This is a genomic window from Kitasatospora sp. NPDC059722, assembly GCF_042733235.1.
GTDB lineage: Bacteria > Actinomycetota > Actinomycetes > Streptomycetales > Streptomycetaceae > Kitasatospora.
Window position 1 is genome coordinate 49904 of record NZ_JBHWGD010000012.1, and the last position, 21254, is coordinate 71157.

A 21254-nucleotide genomic window follows, 5' to 3' on the forward strand; every position below is an offset into this window, starting at 1 on the left:
GCGCCGAACAACGCGGAACCGCCCCGCCGACCGAGGCCGACGGGGCGGTTCACCAGGGGAAACGCAGGGAGAACGCGGGGAACTAGCCCTGCCACCCCGCCAGGTACGCGTCGATCTCGCCGGCCAGCCGCGCCTTGCCGGCCTGGTCCAGGAACGACGCCTCCACCGCGTTGCGCGCCAGCCCGGCCACGCCCGCCTCGTCCAGGCCCAGCAGCCGCGCCGCCACCGCGTACTCGGTGTTCAGGTCCGTGCCGAACATCGGCGGGTCGTCGCTGTTGATCGTGACCAGCAGCCCGGCGTCCACCATCTGCTTGATCGGGTGGTCCTCGATCCGCTCCACCGCGCGCGTGGCGATGTTCGAGGTCGGGCAGACCTCCAGCGGGATCCGGTGCTCGCCCAGGTAGTCCAGCAGCGCCGGGTCCTTCACGGACTGCGTGCCGTGGCCGATCCGCTCGGCGCCCAGCACCCGCAGCGCGTCCCACACCGTCTCCGGGCCGGTCGTCTCACCGGCGTGCGGGACGGAGCGCAGACCGGCCGCGCGCGCCCGGTCGAAGTACGGCTTGAACTGCGGGCGCGGCACACCGATCTCCGGACCGCCCAGGCCGAAGCTCACCAGGCCCTCCGGCGCCAGCTCCGTCGCGAGCCGCGCGGTGACCTCGGCGGCCTCCAGGCCCGCCTCGCCCGGAATGTCGAAGCACCAGCGCAGCACGACGCCGAGCTCCTTCTCGGCACGCAGGCGGGCGTCCTCGATCGCCTCCATGAAGGCGACCTCCGGGATGCCGCGCTTCACCGAGGAATACGGGGTGATCGTCAGCTCGGCGTACCGGATGTTCTGGCGCGCCATGTCCTCGGCGACGCCGTAGGTGAGCGAGCGGACGTCCTCGGCATCGCGGACCAGGTCCACGACGCTCAGGTACACCTCGATGAAGTGCGCGAAGTCGGTGAAGGTGAAGTACTCGGCGAGCGCCGCCGGATCGGCCGGCACCTTCGACTGCCCGGCGTGGCGGGCGGCCAGTTCGGCGACGACCCGCGGCGAGGCCGAGCCGACGTGGTGGACGTGCAGTTCCGCCTTGGGCATGCCGGCGATGAACGCCTCGATGCCCCGGGCCCCGGTGGGGTTTCCGATCCGACTTCCGTCCGGCTGGACCACGGTCGTTCCCTTCTTTCCTGCTGCTCTACGCGCGTTCGCTGTGTCGCCAAGGATAGGGGGCCGTCGGCGGGAAGGGCCGGAGGGCTGCGGGGAGACCGAGGTGAGGGGGAAGAGGAACGCGAGGTTGGAGCCGAGGAGAGGCACGGGGCCTGGGCGGAGCGCGGGAAGGGCCCCGGTCAGCCGCCCAGGGACACCGCCACCGTGTGGATCAGCAGGCCGGCCAGGGCTCCGACCACCGTGCCGTTGATGCGGATGAACTGCAGGTCGCGGCCCACGTTGGCCTCGATCTTGCGCGACGCGTCGTCGGCGTCCCAGCCCGCCACCGTCTCGGAGATCAGCGAGGTGATCTCCGTGCGGTACGTGTCGACCAGGTACCGGGCCGCGTCCTGGAGCCAGCCGTCCACCTTGGCCTGGAGCTTGGCGTCCGTGGCCAGGCGTGCGCCGAGGCGCCGCACGCCGTCGCGGATGCGCCGGCGCAGTTCGCTGTCCTCGTCCTCCGCCGCGTTCAGCACCAGCGTGCGGACGGCCGCCCAGGTGGAGGCGATCAGGTCCTGCACCTCGGGGCGGGCGAGCATCTCGACCTTGGCCCGCTCGACCCGGGCGATGGTCTCCGGGTCCGTCTGGAGCTCGGTGGCGAAGTCGGCGAGGAACTTGTCGATCGCGCCGCGGGCCGGGTGGTCCTGGTCGTCCCTGATGTCGGTGACGAACCGCATCAGCTCCTTGTAGACCCGCTCGCCGACCTGGTGGTCGATGAACTTCGGCGTCCAGCCCGGCGTCTTCTGGGTGACCCGCTGCACGACCTCCTCGTGGTTGGCCGTCAGCCAGCCGTGCGCGCGGACGGCCACCAGGTCGACCACGCCGTGGTGCCCGCCGTCCGCGACCACCTTGCCCAGCATCCGGCCCATCGGTTCGGCCACCGACGTGGCCGCCGCCCGCCTGGTGACCGCCTCGCCGACGACCGCCTGCACGTCGTCGTCGCGCAGCACCGCGAGCACGCCGCGCAGCGCCGCCGACGCCTCCTTGGTGACCCGCTCGGCGCTGCCCGGCGCGGCCAGCCACTCCCCCAGCCGGCGGCCGATGCCGAGGGCGGCGAGCCGGCCGCGGACCACCTGGCCGGAGAGGAAGTTCTCCCCGACGAAGTCGCCGAGCGAGCGGCCGAACGCGTCCTTCTTCGTCGGGATGATCGCGGTGTGCGGGATCGGCAGGCCGAACGGGCGGCGGAACAGCGCCGTCACCGCGAACCAGTCGGCCAGCGCGCCGACCATGCCCGCCTCCGCGGCGGCCGCCACGTACCCGGCCCAGGCGCCTGCGCCGGCCGCCTTGGCCCACGTGGACAGGGCGAAGACCAGGGTCGCGAAGGCCAGCAGGCCGGTCGCGATGGTCTTCATCCGGCGGACGCCGCGTCTCTTCTCCTCATCGGCCGCGGTGAACCTGACCCCGGGGCCGGTCCCGCTGAAGGCTTCGTCGCTCACCCCGCCAGTCTGCCCGCTGGGCAGCGCGAGCGTGGGCGCGCCCCGCGATCACGCGCCCCCGACGGCTGAGCTCACACCCCGCCCGGCCCCCTCACGCCCCACCCAGCCCCCTCACGCCCCGCCCAGCACGATCCGCCGCACCCCCGGCCCCGCCCACCGCTCCGGGTCCGTGCACCGCCGCCCGTCCAGCAGCACCCGCACCCCCGGCAGGTCCTCCGGCCCCAGCTCCCGGTACTCCGGGTGGTCCGCCTGCAGCACCGCCGCCGCCACCGGCTCCCCGGCGTGCGGGGGCAGCCCGAGCGCCGTCAGTTCGTCCCCGTCGTACAGCGGATCGGCGACGTACGGCCGCGCACCCGCCGCCGCCAGCGCCTCGACCAGCGGGAACACCCCCGAGTACGCCGTCTCCTTGACGCCGCCCCGGTACGACGCGCCGAGCACCAGCACGCCCTGCCCGGCCACGCCGCCCGCGAGCGCGCCGTCCAGCAGCCCGACCGCATAGCCGGGCATCTCCAGGTTGGCCGCGCGCGCGGCCCGGACGACCGTCGCCGTCGGGTCGTTCCACAGGTACAGCCGCGGGTAGACCGGGATGCAGTGCCCGCCGACCGCGATGCCCGGCCGGTGCAGGTGGCTGTACGGCTGCGAGTTGCACGCGTCGGCGACGGCCGCGAAGTCGACGCCGATCCGGTCCGCGTACCGCGCGAACTGGTTGGCCAGCGCGATGTTGACGTCCCGGTACGTCGTCTCGGCGAGCTTGGCGAACTCGGCCGCCTCCGCCGAGGCCAGCTCCCAGACGCCGTTGGGCCGGGGCAGGTCGGGGCGCGGGTCGAAGTCCAGCACGGCGCGGTAGAACTCGGCGCCGCGCCGGGTGGACGCCGCGTCGACGCCGCCGACCAGCTTGGGGTAGCGCCGCAGGTCGGCGAAGACCCGGCCGGTGCGCACCCGCTCCGGACTGAAGACCAGCGCGAAGTCCGCCCCGGCGGCCAGCCCGGAGCCGGCCGCCAGCCGGGGCGCCCAGCGGCCGCGGGTGACGCCGACCGGCAAGGTGGTCTCGTAGCTGACGAGCGCGCCCCGGCGCAGCCCGGCGGCGACGGCGTCGGTGGCGGCGTCGAGCAGGGCGAAGTCCGGCGTGCCGTCGGCCGCGGTGACGAGGGGGACCACCAGGACGACGGCCTCCGCCCCGGCGACGGCGGTGGTGGTGTCGGTCGTCGCGGTCAACATCCCCTCGGCGACGACCCGTTTCAGGGCCTCGTCCAAACCCTCCTCACGGGGGAACGGAGGCACTCCCCGGTTGACGGACCGGACCACCCGGGGCGCGATGTCGGCGCCCGTCACCCGGTGGCCCTTGAGCGCGAACTGCACGGCCAGCGGCAGGCCGAGCTTGCCCAGGCCGACCACGCAGACGTCCAGCCCGCCCTGCCCCGTCCCGCCCTGCCCCGTCCCGTCCTGCCCGGTCCCGCCCCGCCCCGTCCCGCCCTGCCCGGTCCCGCTCATCCCCGGCCTCCGTTCACCGAGTTGGCCAGCCGGCGCCACACCGGGGAGCGCCGCAGGCCGCGGCGCAGGTGCTCCGGGACGATGCCGCGCCACAGCTGCTGGGCGAGGTTGGGCGGCGGTGGCGCAGGGTCCGCCGCCTCGGCCGTCTCCCGCAGGAGGAACAGCTCGTCGGGCAGCCCGAGTTGGCCGTCCCGGAAGGCCGGGTAGCCGGCGTAGTGGCGGCGGCCCTCGACGACCGCCGGCGGCTCGCCGTGCGCCGCCTCGTAGCGGATCAGGTCGCGCAGCGCCTCCGGCCGTCCGGCGGCGGCCAGTTCGAGGCGCAGCCGGTCCGGGACGGGCAGCCGGTGGAAGACCTCGCGGGCGCCGAAGCAGTCGACCAGGCGGCCGACCTCGGCGCAGACGCGGTGCTGCACGTCGTCGTCGAGGAGCAGGAAGCCGTCCCGGAGCAGGCGCGGCACGTCCCACGCGAAGCTGCGGGCGCGGATCGCGTCGAGTTCCTCCCCCGGTTCGGCGAGGTCGGCCGCGACCTGCTGGAGGGCGGCGATGCCGCGCAGCCGGTCCAGGACGGAGGCGCGCTCGGTGACGTTGCCGCGGTCCTCGCGCAGCACGAGGAAGTAGCAGTCGTAGTCGGCGAGGACGGAGACGCGCCCGGCCCGCAGGCAGGCCTCCAGGGTGAACGGCTGGTCGGAGAAGACCTTCAGCCCCTCGTCGCGGCAGAGCCCGTGCCGCCGGATGAGGTCGAGGCGGAACAGCTTGGTGTCGGACAGGGCCCAGGCGAGCGCCGAGTCGGCGAAGCCGACGGACTCGGCGCTGGCGTGGAAGATCCCCTGCGGCACCAGCCGGCCGTTCACCCCGACGTGCTTGGGCACGACGACGTCCGAGTCCCACGCGTCGGCCACCGTCACCAGCCGCTCCAGGGCCTCGTCGCCGAGCCAGTCGTCCGCGCCGAGGAACAGCACGTAGCGGCCGCGGGCCAGTGCCAGGGCCCGGTTGGTGGGGGCGGCCGGGCCGCCGGAGTTGCGCTGGTGCACCACCCGGAAGAGGCCGGGGTGGCGGGCCGCGTAGTCGTCCAGCACGGCCTCGCCACCGTCCGTGGAGCCGTCGTCGACGACCACGACCTCGAACCGGCCGGGGGCGAGGGTCTGGGCGACCAGCGAGTCCAGGCAGGCGGTGAGGTAGGGCATGGTGTTGTAGACCGCGACCACCACGGTCACGTCGGGTCCGGTCATCGGGTCGTGCTGCCCCTCGGGTGCTCGGTGCGGTGGGCGGTCGGGGTGTGCGGTGGGCGATCGGGTCCGCCGTGCGCGGTGCGTGGTGCGCACGTCGACGCAGGCTCAACCCGCGCACCCGCCGGGGAGTCACGGAACTCCCCGGACGGGCGACGGCGGTCAACCGGACGGCCGGCGGTTCACCCTGCGAGATCCCGGCCGTTCTCAGCCGCCCTCAGTCACTCTCAACCGCCCTCAGTCACTCTCAACCGCTCTCAGCCGATCGCGACCTCCGCGTACATCCGCGCGATCACGTCCTCGATCGCCGGCTCTCGCACCGACAGGTCCACCAGCGGGTACCGCGCCGCCACCGCCGCGACGAGCGGCGCGGCGCTCTCCTTCGCGGGGAAGGCCAGCCACTGCCGCGGGCCCTCGACCCTGACCACCCGCGTGCCGGGCACCTCGATCGGCGGGCGGGCCTCGGCGAGGTCGACGACCAGCGTCCGCTCGCTCTCCCCCGCGTCGTGCAGGCCGGCCAGCCCGCCGTCGTAGACGACCCGGCCGTGGTCGATGACCATCACCCGGTCGCAGAGCTGCTCGATGTCGGTCAGGTCGTGGGTGGTGAGCAGGACGGTCGTGCCGCGGTCGCGGTTCACCTCGCGGAGGAACTCGCGCACCCTGCTCTTGCTGACCACGTCCAGGCCGATGGTCGGCTCGTCCAGGTACAGCACCTGCGGGTCGTGCAGGAGCGCGGCGGCGAGGTCGCCGCGCATCCGCTGGCCGAGCGAGAGCTGGCGCACGGGGGTGTCCAGCAGCGCCGCCAGGTCGAGGAGTTCGACGCAGCGGGCGAGGTTCTCGCGGTACCTCGGATCGGGGATCCGGTAGATCCGGCGGGCGAGTTCGAAGGAGTCGCGCAGCGGGAGGTCCCACCAGAGCGTGGTGCGCTGGCCGAAGACCACGCCGATCCGGCGGGCCAGCGCGACGCGCTCGCGGGCCGGGTCCACCCCGGCGACGCGCAGCCGCCCGCCGCTGGGGACGAGGATGCCGGTGAGCATCTTGATGGTGGTCGACTTGCCGGCCCCGTTCGGGCCGATGTAGCCGACGCACTCGCCGGCCTCGACGGCGAAGGTGAGCCCGTCCACCGCGCGCACCTCGCGCTTCACCCGGCTGAACCGGCCGGTGCGGGCCCGGACGGTGAAGGTGCGGCGGACGTCTTCGAGTTCGATCAGTGCCATGGGGAGTTCCTTACGAAGTGGTGGGGTTCAGCTGCCGGTCCCGCGGTACGCCCGCAGCCCGGCGCGCCAGGCGAGGCCGGCGGCGGCGGTGCAGAGCGCGGCGGCCACCGGGGAGGCGTACTGGAACGCGGTGGGCAGGCCGAGCGGGTCCGGGCGGTCGAGGATGCGCAGCGTGGGCAGCCAGTTGACGAAGGCCAGCGGGACGCCGAAGACGACGCCGGCGACGAGCTCCTTCGCGAAGATCGTCGGCGGGTAGTGGAGCAGCGTGGCGCCGCCGTAGGTGACGGAGTTCTGGATCTCCTTGGCCTCGCCCCACCAGAACTGGACGGTCGCCGTGCCGATCCAGATCGCGCCGAAGATGACGCAGCCGCACACCAGCAGGACGGGCACCAGCAGCACGCGGTCCCAGGTCCACGTCACGTGCAGCTCGGCCAGCGACCAGACCAGCACGACGAGTGCCTGGACCGGGCGGCCGAGGCGGCGCAGCGAGAAGCGCTCGGCGCACAGCTGGGCGAGGGCCGGGGCGGGCCGGATGAGCATGGTGTCCAGCGTGCCGTTGACGATCCGCTGGCCGAGGCCGTCGACCGAGCCGACCAGCAGGTTGGCGACGCCGAGCGAGAAGGTGGCGGTGGCGTAGAGGAAGGCCAGCTCGGGCAGGGTCCAGCCGCCGAGCTGGTTCGTGTGGCGGAACATCAGCACCAGGACGACGAAGTCGAGCGAGTGCGTGACGAGGCTCGCGCCGAGGTTCAGCGCGAACGACGCCCGGTAGGCCATCGTCGAGCGCATCCACATCGAGGCGCACATCCACCAGGAGCGGACGGCCCAGGCGGTGCGGACGGCCAGGCCGTCCCGGGGTACGGCGGGTGCGAGGGTCTCAGCCACCCTGGACCACCACCCGGCGGGTCGCCAGCAGCTGGGCCGCGCGGCCGGCGGCGAGCAGCACGACGGCCCAGGCGAGCTGGAAGCCGAGCGGGCCGAGCAGGCCGGCGCCGGTGCGGCGCTCCAGGAAGACGTCCGTCGGCGCCTGGATCAGCGCCGCCCACGGCAGGACGTGCGCGAGCGTGCCGAGCGGGCCGGGGAAGAGCGCGATCGGCAGCAGCATCCCGGAGAAGAACATCGAGACGACGAGCATCACCGAGCGCACCCCCTCCGAGTCGTGCAGCCAGAAGCCGGTGATCGAGACGAGGAAGCGCAGCCCGAAGCTGACCACGGTCGCGAGCAGCGCAGAGAGCAGGAAGACCGCCCAGGTCAGCGGGTGTTCGGGCAGCCGGATCCGGAAGACCAGCCCGCCGACCAGCAGCGGCACGGTGCCGCGGACGAGTAGCTGGAAGGCGGCCCGGCCGAGGTCGGTGGCCAGCCACCAGCCCTGGAAGTCGACCGGACGGTAGAGGTCGACGGCGATGTCCCCGCTGCGGAAGCGGTCCTGGACGTCGTCCTGGAAGCCGCCGCCCCACACGGCGACGGTGACCAGCAGGGACTGGCTGACCCAGATGTAGGTGACGGCCTGGCTCTGGTCGTAGCCCCCGAGGCTGGGGCGGGCCTGCCAGAGGGCGAGGAAGGAGGAGGCCAGGATGATGCCGAAGACGGTGTTGGTGAAGGTGCCGGCCAGGGTGGCGGCCCGGTAGGTGGAGTAGCGGCGGAAGGATCCGCGCGCGACGGCGGCGTAGAGCCCGGGCGCATTCGGCATATTGTCTCCTTGTCGACAAATACGGGCACAGGACGGCCCGCAGGCGTCCGCGCACGCCCCAGTGGCTCCGACCTGCCGGACCCGGGGGTACCGGGCCGATCGGGCGGAGCTGCCAGAACCGGGTGCGCTATGTGGTTTGCACCTTTCACCGTACCGCCGGGCCCCGAGCCCCGCACCCGGTTTTCACCGGCGCCCTGACCGACCCCCGGACCGGGCTCCCACCACCCCCGCGCCGACCCGCGCACCGACCCCGGAAGCCCCGCGCGCACCCCGAACCCGCCCCGAACTCGCCGCGAACTCGCCGCGAGCACACGCCCGCCAGAGGCCGACGACACCTGAGCGCCAGTCAAATAGCACATAATCTCGGCATGACCGTGAGCACCCGCCGCCAGGCCAAACGGGCCCTGCGACGCCAGGCCCGCCGCGCCCTCCCGCTCTGGCGCCGACTCCTGCCCACCTGGCGAGTCGTCCTCGGCACCGTCGTCACCCTGCTGATGACCGCCGTCGCCGCCTTCGCCGTGCTCTACGTCATCGTCCCGGTGCCCGACCCCAACGCCCACGCCGTCGCCCAGAACAACATCTACCTCTACTCCGACGGCGCCACCGAGATCGCCCGCACCGGCGCCGTCAACCGCACCGACGTCACCATCGACAAGATCCCGCTCGACACCCAGCACGCCGTCGTCTCCGCCGAGGACCGCACCTTCTACCAGAACCGCGGCATCGACCTGAAGGGCATGCTCCGCGCCGGCTGGAACACCCTCATCGGCAAGGGCACGCAAGGCGGCTCCACCATCACCCAGCAGTACGTCAAGAACTACTACCTGACCCAGGACCAGACCATCGCCCGCAAGGGCCGCGAACTGTTCATCGCCCTCAAGGTCGACCAGCAGCGCGACAAGAACGAGATCCTGGCCGGCTACCTCAACAGCAGCTACTTCGGCCGCGGCGCCTACGGCATCCAGAGCGCCGCCCACGCCTATTACGGCACCGACGTCTCCGAACTCACCCCCGCCCAGGGCGCCTACCTCGCCGCGCTCCTCCAGGCTCCCAGCTCCTACGACGTCAAGACCGCCAAGCCCGCCAACCGCGACAAGGCCATCGCCCGCTGGAACTACACCCTCGACGGCATGGTCCAACTCGGCTTCCTCAGCGCCGCCGACCGCGCCGCCGAGACCTTCCCCGAACCCATCGACCCCCAGCCCACCACCGGACTCTCCGGACAGGCCGGCTACCTCGTCGGCGTCGCCGACGACTACCTCACCTCCGCCGGCATCATCGACGCCGCCACCCTCAAGGCCGGCGGCTGGCGCATCACCACCACCTTCGACAGGCCCAAACAGGACGCCTTCACCAAGGCCGTCCAACAGGAACTCACCGACGAACTCGACCCCAAGACCCGGCCCACCACCGACACCGACGTCCGCGTCGCCGGCGCCTCCGTCGAACCCGCCACCGGCCGCGTCGTCGCCGTCTACGGCGGACCCGACTACGCCAAACAGCCCTACAACGACGCGCTGCGCCAGGACAACCAGATCGGCTCCACCTTCAAGCCCATCGACCTCGCCGCCGGCCTCCTCGCCCAGCACGCCCCCGACGGCCACCCGATCACCCCCGACACCCGCTACGACGGCACCAGCGAACGCCACGTCACCGGCGGCCCCACCCCGTACGCACCGCCCAACGAGGACGACATCGACTACGGCAACATCACGCTGCGCTACGCCATGGTGAAGTCCGTCAACTCCGTGTACGCGCAGGAGGGCGTCGACGCCGGACTCGCCCGCGTCCGCGACACCGCCGTCAAGCTCGGCATCCCCGACAACGTCCCCGGCATGGACCCGTCCAACACCTCGATGACCCTCGGCACCGCCACCCCCAGCGCCCTCGACCTGGCCGGCGTCTACGCCGCCCTCGCCAACCACGGCCAGGCGCACACCCCGTGGTCCGTGCTCAAACTCGAACGCCTCAACACCGGCTCCGGATCCATCGACGTACCCAAGATGCCGGACCACGCCGCCACCGACGCCCTCGACCGGCAGACCGCCGACACCGTCACCGACGTCCTGCGCGACGTCGTCACCCGCGGCACCGGCAACGCCGCCCTCGACCTCGGCCGGCCCGCCGCCGGCAAGACCGGCACCACCGACTCCAACCTCTCCGCCTGGTTCGCCGGATTCACCCCCCAACTCACCACCACCGTCGGCCTGTTCCGGGAGAACCCGAAGACCCACGCCAAGGAGCCGCTGGCCGGCACCGCCGGCCTCACCCGGATCAACGGCGGCACCTTCCCCACCAAGATCTGGACCGCCTACATGACCGACGCCCTCGACGGCACCGAGGTCAAGCACTTCGACCTCCAGACCGGACACGGCAACGGCGGCGGCCAGTACAACTGGCCCACCAGCAGCGCCCCCGCGAGCACCACGCCCAGCCCCGGCACCACCCCCACCCCCGGCGCCACGCCCCCCGGCACCGCGCCCGCACCCACCCCCACCGCCGCACCGGCCCGGCCCACGGCCACCCCCGGCGAGCCGACGCCCGGCCCCGCCGCCCCCAGCCCCCAGGCGCCCGCACCCACCCCCACCCAGGACCAGCCGAGCGCCACCCCCCGCCCCAGCCAGACGCACCAGCCCAAGCCCACGCCTCCGGCCTCCGCCACCGCGCCGCCCACGGGCGCGGCGACACAGCCCGTGGCGCCGTGACGCGGACGGCTCCGGCCCGCCGCCGCTACCCCGCCACCAACTCCCGCTCCAACGGCGTCCGGAACCGCGGCGTCACCCGCACCTCCCCGAGCCAGCCCGCCAACCGCGCCGCCTCCCCCGCGATCGCCGCCTCCGCCTCCGCCCCGACGTCCCCGAACAACCGCCACACCAGCTCACCGTCGGCCCGCTGCGCCCAGCCGCCGACCACCCGGCCGCACCACCACACCGTCGGACCGGCGTTCCCCGCCCGGTCGAACAACGCCGGGACGTCCTCCGGCCGCAGGTACCAGTCCCGCCCGCGCCAGCCCATCACCGTCGGATCCAGCCCCGGCAACAGCGCCGCCCACGGCTCCGGCCCGCCCACCGGCTCCGCGTCCCCCGGCAGGACCAGTGCGGGCACCCCGCCGGACAGCTCCACCGCCTCGGCTCCGACGTCCGCCAGCGCCTTGCGGGTGTCCCCCAGCGTCCAGCCCGTCCACCACTTCACGTCCTCGACCATGGCCGGCCCGTACGAGGCCAGCCAGCGCCGCGCCACCTCCGCCTTCGCCTCCCGCACCGGCACGTCCGGCCACTGCGGCACCGGCGCCCACGGGTAGCTGCTGCTCAGCCACGACCCCCGCGGACGGCCGCGCCGCACGTGCCCGTCCGCCGCCAGCAGCCGCAGCAGCCGGCTGCCGACGCTCTGCTTGGCCTCGTACGGCTTGCCCGCCGACATCAGCATCTGCTCGCGCAACTCCGGCACGTCCTCGCCGAGTTGCTGCGTCGTCGCCTCGCCGCGACGCGCCAGCGCGGCCAGCACCGCGCGCTCCGCCGCCGCCAGCCGGGCCTCGTCCCAGCCCTCGGCGTGGTCCCGCAGGTGCTTCAGCAGCGTCGCCCGCTCCTTCGCGGCGATCGCCCGCGCCGTCGACGAACTCACGTACGGCGCGAACTCCTCCGTCACGGCGAATATCGTCCGCCGCATCGACAGCAGCTTCACCAGCGAGACGTCCTCGTAGAGCGCCCGCTCCACCTCGGCCGCCGACGGCTCCAGCAACCGGGCGCACGCCGACAGGTACACCGTCGCGGCGTCCGTCGCGTGCAGCCCGACGACCGCGTCCGCCGCCTCCTCCACCCACGCCACGCGGGCGGACGGCGCCAGCAGGTGCCGCCACCCCACCCGGGCCCGCCGCTCGTCGTCCCCGATCACCGGCACACGCGTCGTCATGCCCGGACCGTACCGCCCGGCACCGACAATCCACGGCCGGGACGCGTCAGTCCACCGGCCGGAACCGGTCCTCGACCTCCCAGCCCGCACCGAGCTCCCGGCGCAACGCGTCCAGGGCCGCCCGGGCGCGGGCGTTGAAGCGCGCCTTCTCCTCCTCCGGCCACGGGGACGGGTCCGGCGGGTAGTCCCAGTCGATCGAGGACTGGAACCAGTCGGACAGCCCGCCCAGCTCCGCCGCGAGCGCGGCGCCGATCGGCAGCCGGTCGAGCTCGATCGGGTGCCCGTACGGGCTGTCGACGTCGTCGGGCCACAGCGGCACGTCGACGCCCGCCTCGAAGAAGTAGCGCAGCCGCACCACGGCCGGACGCCTCCCCGCACGCTTCCAGGGTCTCGGAAGCCTCACAGGTAGAGGCCGGTCGAGCCCTCGGTGTCACCGAAGCGCATCGCCGCGACGGCGTGCAGGTCGCGCTCGCGCAGCAGCACGTAGGTGGCGCCGCGGACCTCCACCTCCAGCTTGTCCTCCGGGTCGTACAGGACGCGGTCACCCGGCTCCACCGCGCGCACGCTCTGGCCCACCGCGACGGCCTCCGCCCAGGCGCACCGCTTCGACAGCTCCGCGGTGGCCGGGATGATGATCCCGCCGGTGGAGTGGCGCTCGCCCTCACCGCTGTCGAGCTTCACCAGGACGCGGTCGTGCAGCATCCTGATCGGGAGCTTCTCGCCCAGGCGGTCGTGCCGGGGCACGTCGAGGGTGGTCCTGGCGGTCGGTTCGTCGTTCGTACTCACGATCCCGAAGGTACCGCCCCCGGGCGGACGGCGTGACGCTGGCCCGGCATGCGGAAGGCCGGGCGCTCAACCGCGCCCGGCCCGTCGACGAACTCCGCTCAGCCCTTGCGGCGCTTCCGCGCCGAGGCCAGCAGCAGCACCACGCCCACGCCGACCAGCGCCACCGGAACGATCCGCTCCTTGCGCGGCTGCCCCTTCTCGTCCACGAACTGCGCCCGCAGCTTCTCCACCGCGCCGTTGGCCGCCACGTACGCGCGGGCCGTCTTCTCCTCGACCGCGGCGACGGCCTTGGCCTTCACCTGGGCGCTGATCGTCGTCGGGTGGACGCGCATGGCGAGCTCGTCGAGGGTCTCCGCCAGCTTGGTGCGGGTCCGGGCGATGTCCGCCTCGATCTGGGCGGTCGTCCGCGCCGACTTGTCCTGCGTGCTCGCCTCGCCCACTCGGGCCACCCCATTCACTTCACTGATGCTGTCCTGTGCGACTGACCCAGTCTGTCAGTTGCCGGGCAGCGCCGCGCGGCCCCACCCACCATCAGAGGTAAGTTTGCCGTGGTACGACCCCGTCCACGCAACAGGAGAGTCAGACCGTGAGTGAGCGTCTCCAGCCCGGCGACAACGCGCCCGCCTTCACCCTGCCCGACGCCGACGGCAAGCAGGTCTCGCTGGCCGACCACCTCGGCCGCAAGGTGATCGTCTACTTCTACCCGGCCGCCCTCACCCCCGGCTGCACCAAGCAGGCCTGCGACTTCACCGACAACCTGGAGGCCTTCGCGGGCGCCGGCTACGACGTCATCGGCATCTCGCCGGACAAGCCGGAGAAGCTCGGCAAGTTCCGCGAGACCGAGGACCTCAAGGTCACCCTGCTGTCCGACCCGGACAAGGAGGTGCTGACGGCCTACGGCGCGTTCGGCGAGAAGAAGCTGTACGGCAAGACCGTCACCGGCGTCATCCGCTCCACCGTGATCGTGGACGAGCAGGGCAAGGTCGAGCACGCCCTCTACAACGTCAAGGCGACCGGGCACGTCGCCAAGCTCCTGCGCGACCTCAAGGTCGAGGCCTAAGGACGAAGAGGCGGTGGCGGCACACCCCCCGACCGGGTGCACCGCCACCGCCGTCCGTCACCCCGGCGGGCCGCTGTCGTCAGCAGGCGCCGAGGTCGCTCCAGACGCCCCACGCGCCGCTCGCCGCGGGGTCGTCGCCCTTGGTCCACCACTTGTTCTGGTAGTAGTGGCCCTTCCACGACACCTTGGTGGTCGAGGCGTACGTGGTGCCCGCGTCCCAGCCCGGCGCGCCCGTGCAGGCGCCCCCGGTCGGGGTGGCGGTGGGCGTCGCGGTCGCCGTCGGGGAAGCCGTAGCGGTCGGGGTCGAGGTCGGCGTGGCCGTGGCGGTGGGCGTGGCCGTCGGGGTCGAGGTCGGCGTCACCGTCGGGGTGGGCGTCGGCGTCGGCGTCTGGCCGCCCCCGTCCACCGCGCCCCGGGTCAGGTCACCCTTGATCCCGTACAGCGTCCCGCCCACGTTGACCGTCCAGTTCGACGGCGTCGACACCGGCAGGTAGTAGACGAAGTCCATGTCCACCGAAGCGCCCGGAGCCAGCGACTGCCAGCCGGGCAGCTTGACCGACACCCGGTTGTAGGTGCCCTTCAGACCGCCGGCGTTGCCCGGGCCCGGGTTGTCCTGGCGGACCACCTGGAGGCCGAAGCCGGACTGGTCCTTGGCGTTGCCCGGCGCCGAGTTGGAGTAGTCGAACTGGAACTCCGTGCCGCCCGGCAGGGTCACCGTCGAGTTGTTGACGATGTGGATCTTCGGGTTGATCGGGTAGTTCGAGTCGCCCAGCGCGAAGTTGGTGAACGACACGTCGATCGGCAGGGTCTGCTGCGGCAGCGCGACCGTCGACCGGACCGCGCCGTACGGCGACGCCGCCTTGAACTTGTCGTACATCAGCGAGGTCAGCGTCGACCCGGGCACGTACTCGCCCTTGCCGCCGTTGGCCGCCGGGTCCCACTTGTAGTCGCCCGCGAGCTCCCAGATCATCGCGCCGCCGGCGCCCTGGTTGACGATGTAGTCCGCCTTCGCGCCCACCGACTGCTCGTCCTCGGTGGAGAGGAACACCTTCTTGGTGTCGTTCCACAGCCACGGCGCGACCAGGCTGTCGCTGTAGTTGCGGCTGTAGGTGCCCTGCAGCGCGGTGTCCGCCACGCCGTACTTGGCGAGGTAGTCGGGCAGGATGCCCTTCTCCAGGTTCTTCGCGTGCCACATCGGGTTCGACCCGGCCGGGGACTCCTTGCCCGCGTCGTCCTTGTCGTTCCAGATGTTGTCGATGCCGACCGCGCCGTCACCGCACGAGGTCAGGCCCGAGCCGACCGGGCAGGTCGTCGCGGAGGCGGTGCCCCAGAGGCCGTTCGTGCCGCCGGAGACGTTCTTGAAGCCGCGGGTGTAGTACGGCAGACCGACGTTGATCCGGCCGCCCGGCATCGCGCCGCGGAAGTAGTGGTACGCCCAGTCCGCGTTGAGGTAGCCGATGCCGCCGTACTGCGAGGTGCCGTAGACGTTGGCGGCCGCCAGCTCGGCGTCCTTGCCGTCGTCGTAGAGCGAGGCGTTCGGGCCGACGTACTTGTTCCAGGCGCCGTGCAGGTCGTACGACATGATGTTGACGTAGTCCAGGTACTGCGTCACCTGGAACGTCTCCATGCCGCGCAGCAGGTAGCCGGACGACGGGGCCGCGACCGAGAGCAGGTAGTGCCGGCCGTCGGCGGCGCCCGCCCGGTCCAGGTTCTCGCGCAGCGTCTTCATCAGCGCCGCGTAACCCTTGGCCAGCGAACCGCGCTTGGCGTTCGCGAGCTGCCAGTCCAGCGGGTTCCCGGCGTCCTTCATCGAGGTCGGGTACTCGTAGTCGATGTCGACGCCGTTGAAGCCGTACTTGCGGATGAAGTCCACGGACGACGCGGCGAAGGTGTCGATGCCGGCCTGGTTGACGCTGCCGTCCGGGTTGACGGTCAGCGAGTAGAAGCCGCCGGTGTTCACCCGGGAACCGCTGTCGTCGAAGTAGCCGCCGGTCTCGGTCCAACCGCCCACCGAGATCAGGGTCTTGACGTTCGGGTACTGCTTCTTGAACTTCGTCAGCAGGTTGAAGTGCCCCTTGTAGGGCAGCGTCGGGTCCAGCTGCGCGGCCGGCACGCCCGGGAAGTCGATCCCGGTGGCCGGGTTGGTCGGGCCGTCCGTGCCGACGGACAGCTTGTTGTCGCCGCCGACGTGCCCGAACGCGTAGTTGAGGTGGGTCACCTTGTCCCACGGGACGTCGCTCACCAGGTACGGCTGGTCGCCGTTCTTGCCGGTGCGCCAGCCCGTGAAGTACCCGATGATGCGGCGCTGGTGGTCCGCGCCCATCTTCTCGCGGCCGCCGGTGTCGTACACCGAGCAGTACGGGACGTCCACCCCGGGCGTCTGGTACATGCCGTCGGGACGACAGGCGGAGTTGTCGACGGCCGCCGACGCCTGCGAGGGCGCCGCACCCAGCGTCGCCATCAACAGCCCGGCCAGCCCGGCCGCGGCCACCGAGGCGAACCCGGCCCGGGCACTCATACGACGGACGCCTGCGGTGGGACGCCGCTCCGCCATGCTTCGGATCAACACTCGGTCCTCCAGGAGAGAGTGTCGGCGCGTGCCTGTGGGGGAGCACGCACGTGGGGGATTCCAATTGGCGCCGAAGCTATGTGGTCTGAACCAGACAGGTCAATAGGTCTGTACCAATTGGCAAACAACTCCCAAACATCCCGAAAGACCGTAACCAACTCCCCACTCGGTCGTTCGCATACCGGGGGACGGGCGCACACCAGCCCGAAGGGGGAACGAACATGCCGGTCAAGTACACCCGCGAACTGCTCGCCGAGGCTGCGGCGGCGGCAAGCACACTCGACGAGACGCTGGCCGAACTCGGCCGGCCCGAGCTGTGCGAGGACTGCGGCACCGGACCCGAGTGGCGCGGTCGGCCGATGACCCTGGAGGTCGACCACGTCAACGGCGACTGGTCGGACAACCGGCCGGAGAACCTCCGGCTGCTCTGCCCGAACTGCCACTCCATCACCGACACCTACTGCGGACGAAACAAGAACAAGCTCAAGGCTCCGCATGGAATCGCGGTGTTCCCGCGGGAATCAAAGCCCTAGACTAGAGGCCACGCGGCCTTGGCGGAGCTGGCAGACGCGCCGGACTTAGGATCCGGTGGGGGAAACCCCGTGAGGGTTCGAATCCCTCAGGCCGCACCAGCCTCAACCTTAGAATCGAAGGCCCGCCCGAAGTCGATCTCCGGGCGGGCCTTCGGCTTTCAGCGGATGGGCCGTCAGCCCAGCAGGTCCTTCACCACCGGGGCCAGGGCCCGGAAGGCGTGGCCGCGGTGGCTGATGGCGTTCTTCTCGGCCGCGGTGAGCTCCGCGCAGGTGCGGGTTTCGCCGAGGGGCTGGAGGATCGGGTCGTAGCCGAAGCCGCCGTCGCCGGCCGGAGCGGTGCGCAGGGTGCCGAGGAGGCGGCCCTCGACGACGCGTTCGGTGCCGTCGGGGAGGGCGAGGGCGGCGGCGCAGAAGAAGTGGGCGCCGCGGTGGGGTTCGGCGATGTCGGAGAGCTGGGCGAGGAGCAAGTCGAGGTTGGCGCGGTCGTCGCCGTGCTTGCCGGCCCAGCGGGCGGAGAAGATGCCGGGGGCGCCGTTGAGGACGTCGACGCACAGGCCGGAGTCGTCGGCGACGGCGGGCAGGCCGGTGGCGCGGGCGAGGGCGTGGGCCTTGAGGAGGGCGTTCTCGGCGAAGGTGACGCCGGTCTCGGGGACGTCCGGGATCTCGGGGTAGGCGTCGGCGCCGACGAGTTCGACGTCCAGGCCGGCCTCGCCGAGGATGGCGCGGAGTTCGGCGACCTTGTGCTGGTTACGGGTGGCGAGGATCAATCGGGTGGACATATCGCCCACCCTATCGGGCGCCGTCCGGCACCGGCGGGTCGTCAGCCGGTGCAGACGGAACCGAGGTTGCCGGCCGCGTCGGCGAGGGGCTTGAGGTCGGGCGCCTCCTTGCGGTCGGCGGCCTGCTGGACCTTGTCGACCTGGGTGCGCAGGTCGTTGACGGCCTTGACGACGTCGGTGTTCTTGGAGTTCCTGCCGAGTTGGTCGAGGTCGGTGCGCAGCTTCTGCAGGGCCTTGCCCTGGGCGGTGCCGGAGTCGTTGCTGGTGCTGCCGTAGGCGCTGGTCACGTCGGCGATGTCGGTGGTGACGCGGGCAGCGGTGGTGCCGCAGTCGAGGGCCTTCTGGGCGGCGGAGCAACTGACCGCGCTGAGGGGGAGGATGATGATCAGTCCTGCCACGGCGAGGGCGGCGGGACGGGCGATGCTGGACGGCATCCGGTCCTCCTGGGGGCGCGGGGGCGCGGGTTCCGTACGGAAGGACGTGTGCCGGCCGGGGCACGGTTCCCGCAACGGGGTGCTGCGGGAACCGTACGGGCTGCGGGCCCGGCGTGTACAGGCTGACGTACCCGAACGGGGCTCAGCCTTCGAGGGCCTTGCGCTGGATCTCGTCGAGCTCGGCGCAGCCGAGGGTGCCGAGGTCGAGGAGGCGGTCGAGGAGGGCGCGGTCGAAGGGGGCGCCTTCGGCGGTGCCCTGGACCTCGACGAAGCGGCCGTCGGAGGTGCAGACGATGTTCATGTCGGTCTCGGCGCGGACGTCCTCCTCGTACTGGAGGTCGAGCATGGGGAGGCCGTCGATGATGCCGACGCTGACGGCGCTGACGCCGCCGGTGATGGGCTGGCCCTTGGCGCGCAGGAGCTTGCGGTCGCGGGCCCAGGCGACGGCGTCGGCGAGGGCGACGTAGGCGCCGGTGATGGCGGCGGTGCGGGTGCCGCCGTCGGCCTGGAGGACGTCGCAGTCGAGGACGATGGTGTTCTCGGCGAGGGCGCGGTGGTCGACGACGGCGCGCAGGGAGCGGCCGATGAGGCGGCTGATCTCGTGGGTGCGGCCGCCGATGCGACCCTTGACGGCTTCGCGGTCGCCGCGGGTGTTGGTGGCGCGCGGGAGCATGGAGTATTCGGCGGTGACCCAGCCTTCGCCGCTGCCCTTGCGCCAGCGCGGGACGCCTTCGGTGACGCTGGCGGTGCACAGCACCTTGGTGTCGCCGTAGGAGATGAGGACGGAGCCTTCGGCGTGCTTGCTCCAGCCCCGTTCGATGGTGATGGGGCGGAGCTGGTCGGGGGTGCGGCCGTCGATGCGTGACATAAGCACCGAGAGTAGTCGCTCGGGCGGGGTGTTCCGGATGCGCGTCGGCCCGCCGTGCTCCCGGGAATCCTGGGGAGGGGCGGGCCGGGCGGTGGTGAGCCTTGGGTGGCTCAGCTCACATCATGTCCTCGATGTCCGCGGCGATCGGGTCGGCGTCGGTGCCGATGACGACCTGGATCGCGGTGCCCATCTTGACGACGCCGTGGGCACCGGCGGCCTTCAGGGCGGCCTCGTCGACCAGGGAGGCGTCCTTGACCTCGGTGCGCAGGCGGGTGATGCAGCCCTCGACCTCTTCGATGTTGTCGATGCCGCCCAGACCGGCGACGATCTTCTCAGCCTTGCTGGCCATCTGATTCTCTCCCTTTGTCTCGGCCCGCCGGCTGCTCTGCCGGGCGCCGTCCTGCGCTGTGCTGGTACCACCCGGCCGGGGCCGGTGAGGTCGCTGCCGGGGGCTGACGCGGGTTCAGCGGTGGTCGTGCTGCTGGGCAGCGCGACCAGCATCACCCGGGTCGGTCCGGTCCGCCACGTTAGTCCACTTTTGGCCCAGTCCGGCGCGCACCGTCGCGGATCTTCGCCCGAGGATGGCGATCAGCGGGGTTCCCGTCCCGGCGCGCGGCCTGCGTCCTTCAGTGGTCTACACCAATATATGTGTACTCCGATGAACGCGGGAAGGACCCCGGGTGTTCCAGGGCTCCGCCCGAGGCTCCCGCAGGGGGTCGGCGGTCGGCAACTGCTCCCGGAGGACGAAGCATGAGTTCGGCAGGCGCCACGGCCCCGCAGACCGTGTGGTGGCACACCTTCTACGGCGGCCTCCAGAAGATGGGCCGCTCCCTCCAGCTCCCGGTGGCGGTGCTCCCGGCGGCGGGCATCCTCAACCGGCTCGGGCAGCCCGACGTCTTCGGCTCGGACGGCCTCGGCTGGACGGACGTCGCCAAGGTCTTCGCCGCGGCCGGCGGCGCGCTGCTGGACTCCGCGCTCGGCCTGCCGCTGCTGTTCTGCATCGGCGTCGCGATCGGCATGGCGAAGAAGGCGGACGGCTCGACGGCGCTCGCGGCCGTGGTGGGCTTCCTCGTCTACTACAAGGTGCTGCACGCCTTCCCGGAGCACTGCAAGCCGCCGACGGTGCTGGTGAGCGACCAGTGCGTGGACTACGGCTCGGCGAAGGCGGCGGCCGCGACGTTCCAGAACCCGGGGGTGCTGGGCGGCATCCTGATCGGCCTGATGTCGGCCTGGCTGTGGGTGCGCTTCCACCGCACCAAGCTGGTCGACTGGCTGGGCTTCTTCAACGGCCGCCGCCTGGTGCCGATGATCACGGCGCTGGTCGGCATGCTCACCGCGGTCGTCGCGCTGTGGGTGTGGCCGCCGATCGGGCGCGGGCTCAGCGACTTCAGCCAGAACCTGGCCGACCTCGGCGCGGGTGGCGCGGGTATCTTCGGCCTCTTCAACCGCGCGCTGCTGCTGATCGGCATGCACCAGCTGCTGAACACCTTCGTCTGGTTCCAGTTCGGCGAGTTCACCAAGCCGGACGGCACGATCGTGCACGGCGACATTCCGCGCTTCCTGGCCGGCGACCCGACGGCCGGGCAATTCCAGTCCGGGTTCTTCCCGATCATGATGTTCGCGCTGCCCGCCGCCGCGCTCGCGATCGCGCACGCGGCCAAGCCGCACCGCCGCAAGGAAATCTACGGCCTGATGCTCTCGGTGGGCCTGACCTCCTTCGTCACCGGCGTCACCGAGCCGATCGAGTACTCCTTCGCCTACATCGCCCCGGCCCTGTACGGCGTGCACGCGCTGCTGACCGGCGCCTCGATGGCCGTCACCTGGGGGCTCGGGGTGCACGACGGCTTCAGTTTCTCGGCCGGCCTGATCGACTACGTCATCAACTGGGGGCTGGCCAGGAAACCGTGGCTGATCATCGTCATCGGTCTCTGTTTCGCCGCGGTGTACTACGCGCTCTTCCGCTTCATCATCGTCAGGTTCGACCTGAAAACGCCGGGGCGGGAGGACGAGACCGAAGTCGAGGACGTCACCAAGGCCTGAACAGGGCGTGACTCGGGCTCACCCGCAATGGCC

18 protein-coding genes, 1 tRNA gene and 2 pseudogenes are annotated in these 21254 nt (G+C 72.2%); 5 read left to right on the forward strand and 16 right to left on the reverse strand.

Annotated features, from left to right (window positions below; genetic code table 11):
- Positions 1–82 precede the first annotated feature (82 nt).
- The 7 genes from ACFV4F_RS10360 to ACFV4F_RS10390 form a co-directional block, all read right to left on the reverse strand.
- Entirely contained in the window at positions 83–1150 is a 1068-nt protein-coding gene (locus tag ACFV4F_RS10360; RefSeq protein WP_380435161.1) for an adenosine deaminase, read from the reverse strand.
- A 176-nt stretch (positions 1151–1326) separates the two neighbouring features.
- Complete coding sequence (locus ACFV4F_RS10365; protein WP_380501529.1) at positions 1327–2622, reverse strand: DUF445 domain-containing protein; 1296 nt, start codon at positions 2620–2622, stop codon at positions 1327–1329.
- Between the two features lie 111 nt (positions 2623–2733).
- Positions 2734–4029 (reverse strand): nucleotide sugar dehydrogenase, encoded by a 1296-nt coding sequence (locus ACFV4F_RS10370; protein WP_380501613.1) that lies wholly within the window; start codon positions 4027–4029, stop codon positions 2734–2736.
- A gap of 80 nt (positions 4030–4109) precedes the next feature.
- Positions 4110–5342: a glycosyltransferase gene (locus ACFV4F_RS10375; RefSeq protein ID WP_380501531.1), complete on the reverse strand. Its 1233-nt coding sequence runs from the start codon at positions 5340–5342 to the stop codon at positions 4110–4112.
- Between the two features lie 254 nt (positions 5343–5596).
- Positions 5597–6556, reverse strand: a complete 960-nt coding sequence (locus ACFV4F_RS10380; RefSeq protein WP_380435158.1) for an ATP-binding cassette domain-containing protein — start codon at positions 6554–6556, stop codon at positions 5597–5599.
- Between the two features lie 27 nt (positions 6557–6583).
- Positions 6584–7438, reverse strand: a complete 855-nt coding sequence (locus tag ACFV4F_RS10385) for an ABC transporter permease (protein ID WP_380501533.1) — start codon at positions 7436–7438, stop codon at positions 6584–6586.
- The gene (locus tag ACFV4F_RS10390; RefSeq protein WP_380491288.1) at positions 7431–8243 is read right to left on the reverse strand and encodes an ABC transporter permease; all 813 of its coding nucleotides are present in this window, start codon (positions 8241–8243) and stop codon (positions 7431–7433) included. The genes ACFV4F_RS10385 and ACFV4F_RS10390 overlap by 8 nt, the downstream gene beginning before the upstream one ends.
- Before the next feature lie 368 nt (positions 8244–8611).
- On the opposite strand from ACFV4F_RS10390, the gene ACFV4F_RS10395 reads away from it, so the two are divergent.
- Positions 8612–10948: a transglycosylase domain-containing protein gene (locus tag ACFV4F_RS10395; RefSeq protein WP_380501535.1), complete on the forward strand. Its 2337-nt coding sequence runs from the start codon at positions 8612–8614 to the stop codon at positions 10946–10948.
- Positions 10949–10973: 25 nt separating this feature from the next.
- Here the strand turns inward: ACFV4F_RS10395 and ACFV4F_RS10400 are convergent, their stop codons facing one another.
- From ACFV4F_RS10400 to ACFV4F_RS10415, 4 genes are all read right to left on the reverse strand, one after another.
- On the reverse strand, positions 10974–12152 hold the full coding sequence (locus ACFV4F_RS10400; protein ID WP_380501537.1) for a winged helix DNA-binding domain-containing protein: 1179 nt from the start codon (positions 12150–12152) through the stop codon (positions 10974–10976).
- A gap of 46 nt (positions 12153–12198) precedes the next feature.
- A complete protein-coding gene (locus ACFV4F_RS10405) occupies positions 12199–12510 on the reverse strand; it encodes a hypothetical protein (RefSeq protein WP_359960512.1) in 312 nt (103 codons plus the stop codon).
- A 41-nt stretch (positions 12511–12551) separates the two neighbouring features.
- Positions 12552–12854 (reverse strand): co-chaperone GroES, encoded by a 303-nt coding sequence (locus tag ACFV4F_RS10410; protein WP_329929219.1) that lies wholly within the window; start codon positions 12852–12854, stop codon positions 12552–12554.
- A gap of 182 nt (positions 12855–13036) precedes the next feature.
- On the reverse strand, positions 13037–13378 hold the full coding sequence (locus ACFV4F_RS10415; protein ID WP_380435152.1) for a DUF3618 domain-containing protein: 342 nt from the start codon (positions 13376–13378) through the stop codon (positions 13037–13039).
- 146 nt (positions 13379–13524) lie between these two features.
- Here ACFV4F_RS10415 and bcp point away from each other — a divergent pair, with 146 nt between their 5' ends.
- On the forward strand, positions 13525–13998 hold the full coding sequence (gene bcp / locus ACFV4F_RS10420) for a thioredoxin-dependent thiol peroxidase (RefSeq protein WP_380435151.1): 474 nt from the start codon (positions 13525–13527) through the stop codon (positions 13996–13998).
- Between the two features lie 79 nt (positions 13999–14077).
- Here bcp and ACFV4F_RS10425 read toward each other — a convergent pair whose 3' ends face one another.
- Entirely contained in the window at positions 14078–16516 is a 2439-nt protein-coding gene (locus ACFV4F_RS10425) for a chitinase C-terminal domain-containing protein (RefSeq protein WP_380501539.1), read from the reverse strand.
- 341 nt (positions 16517–16857) lie between these two features.
- Between ACFV4F_RS10425 and ACFV4F_RS10430 the strand changes: the two are divergent.
- A pseudogene (locus ACFV4F_RS10430) lies at positions 16858–17100 on the forward strand (HNH endonuclease); the annotation flags it as partial.
- Positions 17101–17112: 12 nt separating this feature from the next.
- Positions 17113–17199, forward strand: a tRNA-Leu gene (locus tag ACFV4F_RS10435).
- 74 nt (positions 17200–17273) lie between these two features.
- Here ACFV4F_RS10435 and rdgB read toward each other — a convergent pair.
- The 4 genes and pseudogenes from rdgB to ACFV4F_RS10455 all read right to left on the reverse strand — a co-directional run.
- A complete protein-coding gene (gene rdgB / locus ACFV4F_RS10440) occupies positions 17274–17879 on the reverse strand; it encodes an RdgB/HAM1 family non-canonical purine NTP pyrophosphatase (RefSeq protein ID WP_380491275.1) in 606 nt (201 codons plus the stop codon).
- Between the two features lie 41 nt (positions 17880–17920).
- Positions 17921–18313, reverse strand: a complete 393-nt coding sequence (locus ACFV4F_RS10445; RefSeq protein ID WP_380501541.1) for a hypothetical protein — start codon at positions 18311–18313, stop codon at positions 17921–17923.
- Positions 18314–18455: 142 nt separating this feature from the next.
- Positions 18456–19181: a ribonuclease PH gene (gene rph / locus ACFV4F_RS10450; protein ID WP_380435147.1), complete on the reverse strand. Its 726-nt coding sequence runs from the start codon at positions 19179–19181 to the stop codon at positions 18456–18458.
- 115 nt (positions 19182–19296) lie between these two features.
- Positions 19297–19557: pseudogene (locus ACFV4F_RS10455) on the reverse strand (glucose PTS transporter subunit EIIB); the annotation flags it as partial.
- Between the two features lie 374 nt (positions 19558–19931).
- On the opposite strand from ACFV4F_RS10455, the gene ACFV4F_RS10460 reads away from it, so the two are divergent.
- The gene (locus ACFV4F_RS10460) at positions 19932–21221 is read left to right on the forward strand and encodes a PTS transporter subunit EIIC (protein WP_380501543.1); all 1290 of its coding nucleotides are present in this window, start codon (positions 19932–19934) and stop codon (positions 21219–21221) included.
- The last annotated feature ends 33 nt before the right edge of the window (positions 21222–21254 follow it).

Bases quoted from the DNA above. Each gene is read 5' to 3' on its own strand.
- ACFV4F_RS10410 (WP_329929219.1), bottom strand. From the start codon at position 12,854: ATGCTGCACGACCGCGTCCTGGTGAAGCTCGACAGCGGTGAGGGCGAG.
- ACFV4F_RS10380 (WP_380435158.1), bottom strand. From the start codon at position 6,556: ATGGCACTGATCGAACTCGAAGACGTCCGCCGCACCTTCACCGTCCGG.
- ACFV4F_RS10445 (WP_380501541.1), bottom strand. From the start codon at position 18,313: ATGCCGTCCAGCATCGCCCGTCCCGCCGCCCTCGCCGTGGCAGGACTG.
- ACFV4F_RS10395 (WP_380501535.1), top strand. From the start codon at position 8,612: ATGACCGTGAGCACCCGCCGCCAGGCCAAACGGGCCCTGCGACGCCAG.
- ACFV4F_RS10400 (WP_380501537.1), bottom strand. From the start codon at position 12,152: ATGACGACGCGTGTGCCGGTGATCGGGGACGACGAGCGGCGGGCCCGG.
- ACFV4F_RS10390 (WP_380491288.1), bottom strand. From the start codon at position 8,243: ATGCCGAATGCGCCCGGGCTCTACGCCGCCGTCGCGCGCGGATCCTTC.
- ACFV4F_RS10425 (WP_380501539.1), bottom strand. From the start codon at position 16,516: ATGAGTGCCCGGGCCGGGTTCGCCTCGGTGGCCGCGGCCGGGCTGGCC.
- rdgB (WP_380491275.1), bottom strand. From the start codon at position 17,879: ATGTCCACCCGATTGATCCTCGCCACCCGTAACCAGCACAAGGTCGCC.
- ACFV4F_RS10375 (WP_380501531.1), bottom strand. From the start codon at position 5,342: ATGACCGGACCCGACGTGACCGTGGTGGTCGCGGTCTACAACACCATG.
- ACFV4F_RS10460 (WP_380501543.1), top strand. From the start codon at position 19,932: ATGAGTTCGGCAGGCGCCACGGCCCCGCAGACCGTGTGGTGGCACACC.
- rph (WP_380435147.1), bottom strand. From the start codon at position 19,181: ATGTCACGCATCGACGGCCGCACCCCCGACCAGCTCCGCCCCATCACC.